Consider the following 12,977-nt stretch of genomic DNA (forward strand, 5'->3'; position numbering starts at 1 on the left):
CGATGACGCACTCCTCCACGACCGGTACGGGCTCCGGCGCCAAGCCGGCCACGACGAACGGCGACGTCACCTCGACCGGCGACGGGCTGCCCGGCTTCGCCGACGGCGGCGGCTCTGTCGCCGACGTCACCCCCGCCTGGGGCGAGTCGCTGCCCGCCTGGGCCGACGACCTCATCGCCATGCTGACGGCGGGCCAGACATGGCCCGAGGCGAGCGAGAGCCTGCTCTGGCAGCTCGCCCGGGCCCATCGGTCCGCGACCGTGAGCGTCGTCCAGTCCATCGATCCGGTGGGAGCAGCCGCGGTCGCCGTGCTCAGCGGGATGCAGGGCCCGTCGATGCAGGCGTTCCTGGCACGGCTCGGCGAGCACTACTCGGAGCAGTCGGGCCTGCTCGGGGTGGCGAACAACCACTTCGCCTACGCGGCGCAGGCCGACGACTACGCCCGCGCGACCCAGTATTCCAAGTTGTCCAACAACGTGATGTTCTGGATCGCGTTGATCGCCACGTTCATCGCACTCGTGGCGGCCTTCTACTCCGCCGGCGCCTCCACCCGGTTGGTCGGACCGATCGCCGCCCGCGCCCGCGCCGAGATGGAGAGGATCCTCGAACAGCTCGCCCTCGCCGCAGGCCGTCCCGCCGCGGCCCGGGCGCTCGCCAGAGGGACCGCGCTGGCCTCGGTGCGGGCCGGCCTGCTCGGCCGCATCCTCGCCAACCCGCTGGGCAGGGAGATCGTCGAGGAGATCGGCGAGGAGATCGCCGGAGACGGCATCGCCCAGTTCCAGCAGGGGAAGATGGGCACCCGGGACGGCTGGGAGTGGAAGATGACGAGCGCCGCCGCCCTGGGCGCGGCGGGCGGCGCGGCCGTCGGCATGGGGGCCGCGCGCCCCGTCAGCAACCTGGTCAACAGGACGCCCCTGCTCAGGAGGCTGAACACCGACGCCCCCGGCTTCGGCAACGCGTTCAAGCGCTTCCCCGGCCGGGCGCTGACGACCGGCCTGACCAACGTGATCGCCTCTCCGGCCGGAAGCGTCCTCGCCAACGGGCTCGTGTACGGCCAGTGGGAGATGCCCGACGGGGAGTCGCTGCTCGGAGCCGCCCTGTCGGGCGCCGCCCGTACAAACACGATCAGCCCGTTCAACCTGGACGCGATCGAGGCGGGTATCAGCCCGCGTACCGCCCTGGCCTCGGCGTACGACACCAGCCTGCGCACCGACCTGACCCGTGCCCTCTCCGGTACGTCTCCGGCCTCCGCCGCCGGGCAGCCTTCGGGCGGCGATCCGGGGGCCGCGTCCACGAACACGGCCGGCGGCGGCCAGATCACAGGCACCGGCGGGTCCACAAGCTCGGGGAGCACGAGCACCGCGTCCGTCGTGGGGCCGCCCTCCGGCCAGACGACTGGCACCGGTGGGTCCACGGGCTCGGGCAGCACGAGCCCCGCGTCTGTTGCGGGGCCGCCCTCCGGCGGCCAGCCCGCCACATCCGGCGCCGGCCAGACTGCGGCCGCGACGCCGAGCGGGTCCACCCAGGCGGCGAGCACCGCGCCGTCCCCCGCAGCGTCCGGCCAGGCGACGGCCGCTTCCCCCGCCACCAGCGCTCCGTCGGCCGCCACCGGCCAGCCAGCCGCGTCCGGGGTCGGCCAGGCGGGGGCCGCGACGCCGAGCGGGTCCACCCAGGCGGCGAGCACCGCGCCGTCCCCCGCACCGTCCGGCGCGGGCCCAACGAACCCCGGCATAGGCAGTACCGCCAACGTGGGTGGTGCCACCCCCGGCACAGCCGGTTCCGGCACGCCCGCCCCGGCCACACCCGCCACCTCCACCGCGAGCCCCACGCCGGCCGCGACCCCCACGCCTGCCCCCGCGTCCACGGGGACGCCCTCCGTCGCGCCGTCGGCCGCATCTCTTCCCGGTGGCACCACCTCACCCGCCACGTCACCCGCCGCGGCGTCACCGGCTGCGTCGGCTGCCCCGGCCCCGGGTGCTCAGGCCCCGGCTGCCTCGGCCTCGGCGTCCTCCGGGACGACCGGCGGCACCACTTCCGGCAGCGCCGCGCTGCAGGCGTCGGCTCGTACCGCGGTCTCCGACGTGCTGTTCACGATCGCGCCCGACGTGCTCTTCCTGCGCGACGGCCGGGGCGCCAGGCTGACCGGTCCCGAGGGAAGGCCGATACAACTGCCGGGCGAGGACATGAAGGCCCTCGCGGATCGGCTGACGGCGCGTGCCGCCGAGGGGGTGGACACACCTCGGCTCCGCGCTGAGGCGGCCGCCCTGCTGGGGGCGAGGATTGCCGAGGAGAGCCTGGGGCTCCCGGTCGAGGGGGCCCTCGACGCGCTCGCCCGGCTCGCCGACGCGACGCCGGACAGCCGCGCCGCCGCAGTTGCTGTGGCGGGCGAGGTGCTGGAGGACAACCCACGCGGCTGGCGGCCCGACCGGCTGAGCGACGCGGGGGCCGGACTGGTGGAGGAGGCGGCGGTCCCGCCGCACGGACTCGACCACGCCCTTCGCGTCGGCCGCTCCTCCGACATCGCCGCGGACATCGTCCGGCGCGCCGATAGCCTCGCCGGGATCGCGTCCACCTCCGGCACGAACGGGACACCCAACCCGGCGAGCGGAGGCCAGGCCGTCGCGGCCTCCGCCGGGGCGTCGTCGAACGCCGCGGCCTCGCCCAACACGGCCTCCTCCAACACGGCCTCCTCCAACACGGGGGCCGCTCCGGCGGCGAACTCCGCTCAAACGGCCAACCCGGCGGGGCCGGGGACGCGGCCGGGACCGCGTACGACCCGGGGGCGGGGGAACGTGACCGCCCGGCCCATCGTGCGGAGCCTGTTCGTCGCCGACGGCAGGCCGCCGCACCTGGCCGACCTGTCGCCGCAGGAGGCGGAGCGGGGCTTCCTGTCGCTCCGCGCGTCCGACGTGGCTCCCGACGTGACGGCGCTGAGGACAGCCGGTGAGCAGACGGTCGTGGTGGACACGGGCCGGCTCGGCGTGCAGCACTTCCGGTTCGAGGTCGGCCCGGTGCGCGGCGGCCGTCTCGCCAGGACCGGGGTCCGGTCCGGCACTGCCGCAGACCCCCACGTCGTACGGCTGTCGCCGCGCCTGGCGAACGACATCCTGCCCCGGGTGTGGCTGCACGAGATCAGCGACGTCTTCCAGCGGATGTCCGGCCCCCGGCAGGGCGTGATCCGCTCCTTCCTGAGCCGGACGGCCGAGCCGGACGCGACGGCCTGCGTCACGGCCCGCTATCGCGAGCACGCGCTCCTGGACAGGCAGTGGCGGGCGGCGCCGGCACAGGAGCGCCCCGCCATCGTGCACGAGATCGAGCAACTGGGGCGTGAGATCGAGAGGCTCGGGCACGCCGCCCCGGCATCGCCCTGGTCGGCGCCCCGGCCATCCGCCGCACCCCAGCCGGCCCCCGACCCCGCGACACAGACCTCCACCGCGCAGACCTCCACCGCGCAGAGCCCCGCCGCGCCCGATCCGGTGGCGGATCTGCTCGGGCTGGCCCGCGCCCAGCAGGACACGCTGACGAAAGCCGCCGACGAGCTGCTCAAGGCGGTCAAGGGGAAGATCGACAGCACCAAGGCGGCCACTGCCGACGCGAAGAAGGCCGACGAGGCCGCCGAGAAGGCGTCGAAGGAACAGGACCGCGGCGCCGGGGAACGCCGTCGCAAGGCGTTGGCGGACCGCGACGCCCACCGGGCGAGCGCCGAGCGCGCCGGCCAGAGCAAGGAGGCGTACGCGCGGGCGGTGCGGCAGGCGGTCGAGGCACGCAGGGCGTACCAGACGCTGGAGAGCGCCCTGAACGCCGTCCCCGCGGGCCGGACGGGCACGCCGCCGGCGGAGATCGCCAGGCTGGCCCGGGAGGCGGAGGTTGCCCACACCGCGTACAAGGAGGCGTTCGCGGAGGCCCTGCCCGCGCCCGAGGTCCTGTCGGAGGCGACGCCGGCGGGCCGGCTGCCCCATCTCGAACGGCTCACGCAGGTCGTCAACGACATGCTCGAACGCGCCGGGGTCGACCACCGCTACGCGCCCGACGAGCTGTCGCACGTGTTGCGGTCGAACTTCAGGTGGGTGGTGTCGCAGGACGGGGTGCTGCTGCGGGTGGGCCGCGGCACCCGGGCCGAGCTGCGGCTGCGGCTGAAGGTGACAGACCTCGTCGAGGTCTTCGGCCATCCGGTGCGGCACTCCCAGTCGATGCTCGGCCAGTTGCCGCAGGGCGGCCGCTCGGCCTCCGCCACCGCCAACCGTGCGGTGCGCCTGGCGCCGAATCTCGACCTGAACGCCCTGACCAAGCCGTGGCAGGACACCCACTGGCTCGGGATGCTGATGAAGTTCGGCGTGTTCAGGATCGGCTCCACTTTCGGCAGGAGCGAGTCGTTCAACGGCAACGCGTCGGATTTCGCGCTGGCCGGCGCGGTGCAGGACAACGCGGGCGAGGCGCTGGTGCTCGACGGGCTCGCCTCGGCGGAGGTGGAGCTGCGCACCGCGACCGGCGCCGAGACGGCACGCGTGGACGGCGGCACGGCCGGCGACGCCGGGAGCCTTCGGATGTATCTGCCGCACACGCACGCGCAGCGGGGGCCGGCCGAGGTCACCCGGATTCACCCGAAAGAGCGGCAGCGCACGCCGTTCCCCGAGCACGCGGTCACCGGGCTGACCGGGTTGCAGGACCTCGCCGAGCGCACCGCGGCGCGGATCGGCCACTCCGAGGTCGGCGGCATGACTCGCGACCAGATCCTCACGATCATGACGAAGGAGCTGCCGGCCCGGCTCGGTGAGGCCATCAACGACCCCGAGGGACTGCGCCGCCCGATCACCGTCAACGGGCGGGTGATCGGCTATGTGCAGATTCACACCGAGGTCATGATGGACACGGCGCGGCCGGTCGGCACGCCGAGCACCAAGCACCGCCTGGAACGGCTGCGTGTGGGGTTCTCGGGCGCGTCGGGCTCGCGCTCGGCCGGCCGGTCCTTCGAGATCAGGGGCACCGCGGGAGCCCAGCTTCCCGTCGGCAATCGGCACATGCTCGGCGCCGCCGGTCTCGACGGTTACAAGACCGCCACACCGCGCCTCACGGGCGGGCTCGGCCGCTCCTGGTCGCGGTCGCGGTCGATGAGCGCCGGCGGGACCGCCATCCGGCCGAGCGTGCAGCGCTGGGCGGGCCACACCCAGGCGTACGCGCTGGAGCTCGAACACACGGTGACCGTGCGGCTGAACACCGACGACGCCCCGCACACCCCTGTGGAAGGCCAGAGCAGGGGCCTGTTCCGCATGCCGGAGCCCCAGGCATACCGCTACGGCCTTCCCGTCGACCGGTCGGCCGTACAGAAGGACGGCAGGCTCAGGGACGATCCGACGCCCGGCACCCCGGAGGGCCGTCTGCCCAGGCTGCCCGGCTGGTCGCGCCGCGCGACGGGCGGCGCCACGGGCGCCGGGCCCGCGCTCGTGCAGGCCAGCGAGCGGCCGCAGAGCGTCAGGAACCTCGACGAGGTGCGGACGAAGGTCGAGGTGGCGTTGCGGGCGCGCGGCCTGCTGCCGGGCGAGAACGGCCGGCTGTCGCGTGACCCGCTGACTCGGGCGAGCCAGATCGCCAACATGATCGAGCTGGCCGAGCAGTTCTCCCCGGCCCGTCTGCAGACCGCGTACGACCAGGCCATGCAGGACGGCATCCTCCTCGACCTGGTGACCCAGGGCATCGGCCGGGCCAGCCGGCACCTCACCGTGCGCATCCGGCTGGCGCAGTCGGGCCAGGAGGAGTTCCAGGGCACCAGCGCCGCCGACGTCGTGACCGACCTCGACATCTCGTCGGAGACCTCCGGCCGCTCGGTCGGCCGTTCGCGCGGCCGGTCCCGGGACGTCGGCCCCGGTCTCGGCCTGGAGACGAAGCCGGGCCAGGGCGGCTCGACCGGCGGCGGGTTCGGCGCCCACTGGAGCAAGGGGCACACGTTCTCCACGACCCTCAACGACACGGGCAACCTGGTCACGCTGGCGGAGGGCACCGCTCCGGCGGCGGTCTTCGAGGTCCCGCACAGGCTCACCGTGGACCTGATCGAGGACGACGGTACGGCCACGCTGCTGGCCCGGAGCGGCGACGTGTGGATGCGGGTGCTGCTGCCCTCCGACCTGCTGCCGGAGCAGCGGGCCGAGCCCTCGCCCAGCCACCCGACGTCCCCGGAGGCGCTGAGCCTGGCCACCCTGCTGCACGTGGACGGAACCGGCGTGCTCGGCTCCCTCCGATCGGTGCTGCCGAGGGCGATGCGGCCGGGCTCGGTGTCGTTCCACCACCTCGCCGAGGCGTTCACCATGCGCAACCTCATCTCCCACCCGGAATGGCTGCTCGCCGACCCCGCCGAACCCGCCACGACGTACAGCACCGCCCTGGCCGTGCGCCCGCGCGGCCTGCGTACGCACCGGGCGTCGGCGTGGGTCACGGCCCGGCCGGGCGAGTCGACGTTCGTGACCGCGGCCGACCTGGTGGTCGGCGACATCAACTTCACGATGGGCGCGCACACCACGCGGACGGAGACGCGCTCCGGACGGTCGGTGGACGCCTCGACCGGTGTGAGCGAGGCGCTGCCCGGCCCGTTCGGCGGCAAGGAGGAGGCCGGCGCGTCCGGAGCGGGGAGCAGGTCGTCGGCGATCTCCGACACGGCGATCTGGGGCAGGGAACGGCTGGCCATCGACACCGGCAAGCACTACGTGTTCGAGATGAAGGCGGACATCACGGTTTCCGGGGACGAGACGGGCAACCGGCGGGCCGACGCCGCGCCGCTGCGGGACAGGACGGTCGTCTACTCCCTTCCCGAGCGCGACGCGCTCGATTTCTACGGCACGGGCCGGCTCAAGCTGCCCCTCGACCAGGTGGCCGACGCGGTGACGCGACTGCTGGACGGCAACCTCCGGCTCGACCCGCGTACGGCGGTGCCGCTGGTCCGCAGATACCTGGCCGACCGGGCGCTGGCGCGAAGGAACGGTCACCCCCGGCCCGACCTGGAGCACAAGCACCCCCGCGATGTGCTCACCGAGCGGCTCGCCAAGGACTTCCCGATGCGCGTGGCGGCCGAGGGGAACCGGCTCAAGCAGATGCACGACAGGCTGCCGGACCTCGCCAGCCGCGTGGACGTCCCCGACCTCTACCGTGACTCCCTCGGCGAGAGCACCGTGAAGAAGGCCGAGCTCACGGCCCCGGACGGCACGCCGACCCGCCTGATCGACCAGGTGCTCGACCAGATCGGGAAGGTGGCGCCCGGCGCGCTGAAGCGGGACCCGGTCCTGCTGCGCAGCCTGTTCGGCGACTTCGCCGGCAAGCGCTGGTGGGGCAAGATCGACGACATGAGCGGGACGGAGGGCTTCGTCAAGACGTACTCGCTCAGGATCGGCCCGCACCTCACCGAGGACGTCACGGTCAGGATCAGCGCGGTGCTCCACGGCGACGAGGCGACGTACCGCGGAAACGTCCACAACTTCGGCCAGATCCTCCAGGACTACACGTACACGCAGGAGGACCACGCCGAGTCGTCGGGCAAGACGTTCGGCGGCAACGCGAACGCCGGAGCGGGACAGGACGCCGGCAGCGGCGGCCGCGCGGTCGCCACCGACCGCTCGCACACCGGCACGGCCACCACCGGCACGCAGCGGACCCGCATCCAGCGCCACGCGGCATTCCGCGGCGGGCAGCTCGTCGAGCATCCGCTGACCGTCACGATCGAGGTCGAACGCACGTCGAGCCGCCTGCGCGGCGCCGTCGCGAAGACCACCCGCGTCCCCCGGGCCGGCCGTGTCACGCTGGACGGCACGATGATCCGAGTGCTGCCGGACGGCATGGTGGCGAAGGAGGGCACGGTCGCCGCGCGGCCGCCCGCCCGGCCCGACGTGCGGAGGGTCGTGCCGCCGGAGGTGTTCGCGACCGAGGGGCTCAGGGCCGACGGGCTGCTGCGCGCCGTGTTCGACCGGCTCTCCCGCAAGGACCTGCTCGGCGGGGCCGCCACCATGGAGCACTACGCCGAACTGGCCAAGGCGCTCACCGGGAACGGCCTCACGACCCGGCTGGAGCGGATGACCGGCCCCGACGGGCACCGGCTCATCCGGCTGCCCATGCCGGGCAGACCCGGCCGGGTGGTGGACGTGCGGATACACGCCGGCCTGTCCGAACCCGACCCGATGGCCCTGGGCCTGAACGACACCGAACTCGGGCTGGTAGACCGCGAGCAGAACACGGCGGGAACGGCCACCGACCGGGGGCAGCTACTGCCGCTCGGCCGTACGTACAGCGGGGGGCACGCCGCCGGGATCGGCGCCGACCTGGGCGCCGGCGACCAGACCGCGCAGTCGAGCTCGGGCAGCGGCGGCAACCGCGACGAGACCAGCGTCTTCGCGAAGAGCACCGGGGCCAAGGTGCGGTTCCGGGTCGACTTCGACCTCCGGTTCGAGGTGCGCCAGGTGGCGCGCGGTGGCGCGGAGACGGTGCTGCGGACCGAGGACATCCCGCACGGCGCGACCGGCACGGCCCATCTGATCATGTTCCAGTACGCGCTGGAGGAGATGCTGGCGCGGCGCGACGCGGGCGCGACCCGGCCGCTGTGGGACTTCCACCGGCAGAGGGCGGCCACGCCCGGCGTCTTCCTCTCCCACGACACCGTGCGCGCGCTGGCCGCCAGGCAGCCGTCGTACGACCCGGCGGCACCCAGCAGAGCGATGGCCGCGGCGCTCAGAGGACGCACGGGGACGCTGCCGGTGGGCATCGTCGCCGACATCGGCCCAACGAATGCGACGCCGACGAATGCGGTGCCGACGAATCCGACGCCGACGAATCCGACGCCGGCGAATCCCACGCAGACGAATGCGACGCCGGCGACGCCGCCCGGTTCGATGGCTCTCGTGGAGGAGGCCAGGCTGCTCGCGCGCGACCTCGGCGCCGACGTCCACCTCCACCTCAGGCGGCCCGACGGCAGCGTCGAGCGCTACCTGGCCACGCCCGCCGGCGAGCTGACGGGCGAGTCCTTCGCCGAGGCGCTCGGCACGGTGCCGCCCGATCTGGTGGCGCTGGCCGAGGGGCACGGCCTCGACCTGCGTGACCTGTACGGCGGGCGGTCCGACGGGTTCGCCGACCGGATCGGCGAACGGCTCGACGCCCTCGGCGTCGCCAGGCCCGCACCGGCCGACCCGGGCTGGCCGGTGCCCGAGACGGCCGCGGACGCCACCTGGGGCGGCACCACCCTCATCACCGCCCCGCCCGGCAGCGTGACGGCCGAGCCCATCCCCAAGACCGCGTTCGTGGCCGACGGCCGGGCCCCGCACCTGCCCGGCCTGTCGAACGCCGAGATCCCCGCGGCCGTCGCCGACCTGCGCCCGGCGGACTTCGGCCGGGGCGTCCACGCCGTCACCGCGACGCCGGACGGCACGGTCGTCACCGTCGAGACCGCCCGGTTCGGCACGCAGCGCTTCACCGTGCTGCCCGAGGATCCCGGCGGCGGACGCCCGGGCCGTACGGAGGTCGCCGTGGGCGCCGGCCCGCACGTGATCCGGCTGGCCCCGAGGCTGGCCCCCGACGTGGTGGCCCGGGTGCTGCTGCACGAGATCAGCGACACCCTGCAGAAGCGGTCGGCGGCGGAGCAGGGGACGGTGCGCCGGTTCCTGAACGCCCTCGATCCCGGCTACGACGCCTGTGCCTCCGCCCGTTACAACGAGCACGCCTACCTGTCGCGCAGATGGCGGGCGACGACCTCGGACGAGGAGCGGGCGCGGCTGCGGCACGAGATCGAGGCGGTCGCCCGCGATCTCGGCGCGCGGGGCCAGGTGGCGCCCCCGCCGCCGTGGGTCACCGTGCCGCCCCAGGCGCCGGTCCCCGACCTGTGGGAGCGGATGCGCAGGCTCAGCAACACCTCCGGCTGGGAGCCGCCCGACGAGGACGACACCGTCCCCGCACCGGAGGACACCGGACAGCGGAACGCGAGGAACGTGTGATGCCCTACTCGATCGCCAGGAGCAGGGACGAGGCGCACCTCTATCTCGACCTCAACCCCTGCGCCTGCGGCTCGGCGGACACCGTCTGGGACAGCGGCCTGGCGAGCGTCGAGGGGGAGCTGGTCACCTGTTACGAGGGGCGGTGCGCGGCGTGCGGCGCCGAGCGGGAGCACCTGTTCGGACTCCCGGAACGGGAGGTGACGCCCACGGGCTTCCCGACGTTCGGCGGCGCGGAGCCGTCCGAGCTGCTGGACCCCGGCGAGTGGCTGTGGGTGGCCGACCTGACGGCGGGCAATGTCCCGGAGGGAGGGGAGCGGCAGGCGCTGTCCATCGCGCGGGCCGCGGTCGAGGAAGTGATCAAGTTCGTCCCGCCGGGGCAGGACGAGGTGCCCGAGGACGCGTTCTGGTCGGAGCGGGGACGCGCCGTGCGCGCCGCCGAGCCGGGACGGTTCCGCCTCGACCGGCTGCTCGTCGTACGCGACACCTACCGGGAGCTCGCCGGAGCCTAGAGTAAGAGGAATGGAGCAGGCAGTGCCGATTCCGCAGGCGCGGACACTCGCGGAGGCCCGGCTGTATCTCGCGCTCACCGTGGACGGGGCCGGACGCGAGGAGCCGCCGGTCGAGGGGCCCGAGGCGTGGACGGTCCGGTCCGGCGGGGCCGAGGTGCTCGTGCCGTACGCGAGCGAGGCGGAGGCCAGGGACGAGGGGGAGCGGTTCGGCATCGGCCCGTCCGAGCTGATCGACCCCGGTCAGTGGCGGCTCGCCGGTGCCGGTTACGCGCGCCTCGCGCTCGCCGACGACCTCGAATACAGCGAGGAGCCGGGGGACGAGAGGCTCTTCCAGCGGGTGGTGAGCGGCTGGGAGACGGCCAGGGACGCGCTTGGGGAGGCGCTCAAGTTCATCCCGCCCGGCGAGGACGAGGTGCCCGCCGAGGCGTTCCGGACCGCGGCGGGGCTGGCCGCCCGGGAGGCGGAGCCCGACTGTTTCCTGCGCGACCGGCTGGTCGAGGACATCGCCTTCTACCAGCAGAATCTGGACGACTTCCGCCACCTCAACAGCTGAGTCACTTGCCGAGCGGCACCGGCACGCGGGCGGCGGCCGGGTCGATCGGCGGGCCCTCGGGGATGAGATGCAGCAGGTGCGCGGGCACCGGGGTGGCGTCGGAGGCGTCGTAGCCGAGCTTCGGCAGCAGGTCGGCCGAGGCGACGGCGAACCTGCGGCCCTGGTCCGTCACCAGGAAGTAGTTCGTGATCGACCCCAGCTGTCCCTCGCCCGGCAGCAGACCGGCGACCGCCGCCGTTCCCGGCGGGAGCAGCACCTGGTCGAAGGTGTCCTGGCCGCCCGGAGTCCTGGGCGTGGGGATGGCGATCGAGGCGCCGACGGTCAGCGTCGCCCGGGTGGAGCCGCCGCGGGTGCCGGAGTAGACCGCGCACAGCGGCGTGGTGGAGGCGGGGGAGGTCACCGTCGGCATCGTCTCGGGCATCCCGCCGCCCACCACGCTCTGCTTGGACAGCGATGCGTTGGCGGTGGCCGCGTCGATCGGGACGGCCTGTGGGGGCCGCCTGCCGTACGCCGCCTTGATGGCCGGGTCGGCCAGCAGGAGGGTCGCCTGGGTGAGGGTGATCGGCGCGAAGCCGTCGGACAGCAGGACGTACCAGCGGGCGGGGGCGCCCCCGATGCCGGGCACGGTGAAGACCTGCCCGACCGCCGCCGTGACCTTCCCGTCGGGCCCGCGGACCTTGCTGCCTAGGTGCTGCATCTTCGGGCCGCTGAAGTCGGTGCCTTCGGGAATGGCGTTGAGCCAGGTCGCGGGCACCTTCCTGGGCTGGGCGTTCAGGGCGCTCACCGCGCTGGAGCTCGCCCGCATCCGCCGGTCGCCCCAGACGACCCACTTCTGCCGGCCGTCGTCCACGACCATGGCGCCGCCGCCGAGGGGCCTGCCGCCGAGGTCCACGCCGCCCACCAAGGTGACGTACGGCCGCGGCGCCCCGGTGGCGTCGGGGCCGTCCACCACGCAGACCGACCACGGTCCGTGCACCAGCTTGTCCTTGGCCGGCAGCGAGTCGGGCGCGCCGGGGATGCCGACGAGCGGCCCGCGCGGGAGCTCGGCCAGCGAGGCGGCGGAGACGTCGCGCACCGTCACGTCGGCGGTGTCGAGCAGCAGCCGGGCGGAGACGTAGTTCGCCACGGGAAGCAACACGCGCTCCTGCTGGCTGTAGACGTAGGTCGCGCCGGTGTCCTGCTCGACGAGGAGCTGACCGGGCTCGGTGAGCTTGGTGGCGCCGCCCGGCTTGACCACACCCCAGATGCCGAAGACGGCGAGCAGGAGCACCGACAGCAGGACCCCGCAGAACGTGGCGATGGTGTGCCGCCGCATCGGCGACTCCGCGACGTCCGGCTCGCCCTGCAGCAGGGCCTGGCCCAGACGCTGCTGCATCAGCCGGTATGCCTGGTAGAGGTCCTTCCGGGTCTGCACGTCACCTCTCCCTGTCCGAGGGCATGGGAGCCAGCATATTGGCCTCCGGCGCCGTTGTGATCTCCGCCGCCGTCTCCGCCGCCGTCTCCGCCCCGCCGGTCTCCCGTGGGGCGGAGACGGTTCCGGACGTTAGGAAAAAGGGGAATGGAGTGGGGGAAAAGCCAGGTTCTCCCAGCTCTGGATATAGCCGATCGGCATAAGGGGTTCACAGGATTGACAAACGATTTACGGTGAGGGCGGCCCCTTTGTCGATGAAGGAGTGACTGAATGGGTAACAGCTTGCTCGGCGGCGACCCCGCGGAGATGCAGAGCATGGCCGCGCAGTTCAGCCAGCAGGCGGACCAGGTTCGCGCCACGATGGCCAACCTCGACCGTGAGGCGGCCAAGGTCGGCACCGCCTGGACCGGCCCCGGCGCGCAGCGCTTCCACGACGCCTGGCAGAGCTATCGGGCGGCGTTCCAGCGCATGACAGAAGAGCTCAACGAGGCGTCCCGGGTCATCACGACCTACCGCGGCAACATCGAGTCCGCCACCCGCTGACC

5 protein-coding genes are annotated in these 12,977 nt (G+C 73.8%); 4 read left to right on the plus strand and 1 reads right to left on the minus strand.

Annotation, left to right across the window (positions count from 1 at the left end):
• Positions 1-2 precede the first annotated feature (2 nt).
• Genes ACGFIB_RS15685 through ACGFIB_RS15695 form a run of 3 tightly spaced genes read left to right on the plus strand, consistent with a single transcriptional unit; the run spans position 3 to position 11,021 of the window.
• On the plus strand, positions 3-9,959 hold the full coding sequence (locus tag ACGFIB_RS15685) for a WXG100-like domain-containing protein (protein ID WP_393372170.1): 9,957 nt from the start codon (positions 3-5) through the stop codon (positions 9,957-9,959).
• The gene (locus ACGFIB_RS15690) at positions 9,959-10,468 is read left to right on the plus strand and encodes a hypothetical protein (protein ID WP_393372173.1); all 510 of its coding nucleotides are present in this window, start codon (positions 9,959-9,961) and stop codon (positions 10,466-10,468) included. The genes ACGFIB_RS15685 and ACGFIB_RS15690 overlap by 1 nt, the downstream gene beginning before the upstream one ends.
• A gap of 10 nt (positions 10,469-10,478) precedes the next feature.
• On the plus strand, positions 10,479-11,021 hold the full coding sequence (locus ACGFIB_RS15695; protein WP_357239071.1) for a hypothetical protein: 543 nt from the start codon (positions 10,479-10,481) through the stop codon (positions 11,019-11,021).
• A gap of 1 nt (position 11,022) precedes the next feature.
• On the opposite strand, the gene eccB is transcribed toward ACGFIB_RS15695, so the two are convergent.
• Positions 11,023-12,435 (minus strand): type VII secretion protein EccB, encoded by a 1,413-nt coding sequence (gene eccB / locus ACGFIB_RS15700; protein ID WP_357018328.1) that lies wholly within the window; start codon positions 12,433-12,435, stop codon positions 11,023-11,025.
• Positions 12,436-12,702: 267 nt separating this feature from the next.
• Here eccB and ACGFIB_RS15705 point away from each other — a divergent pair, with 267 nt between their 5' ends.
• A complete protein-coding gene (locus tag ACGFIB_RS15705) occupies positions 12,703-12,975 on the plus strand; it encodes a WXG100 family type VII secretion target (protein ID WP_142569335.1) in 273 nt (90 codons plus the stop codon).
• Positions 12,976-12,977: the final 2 nt, after the last annotated feature.

This window comes from Microbispora bryophytorum (assembly GCF_043197435.1).
Lineage (GTDB): Bacteria > Actinomycetota > Actinomycetes > Streptosporangiales > Streptosporangiaceae > Microbispora > Microbispora bryophytorum.

What these genes read in the sequence shown, in the direction of transcription:
- ACGFIB_RS15685 (WP_393372170.1), top strand. Translation starts at nt 3, where the DNA reads ATGACGCACTCCTCCACGACCGGTACGGGCTCCGGCGCCAAGCCGGCC.
- ACGFIB_RS15705 (WP_142569335.1), top strand. Translation starts at nt 12,703, where the DNA reads ATGGGTAACAGCTTGCTCGGCGGCGACCCCGCGGAGATGCAGAGCATG.
- ACGFIB_RS15690 (WP_393372173.1), top strand. Translation starts at nt 9,959, where the DNA reads ATGCCCTACTCGATCGCCAGGAGCAGGGACGAGGCGCACCTCTATCTC.
- ACGFIB_RS15695 (WP_357239071.1), top strand. Translation starts at nt 10,479, where the DNA reads ATGGAGCAGGCAGTGCCGATTCCGCAGGCGCGGACACTCGCGGAGGCC.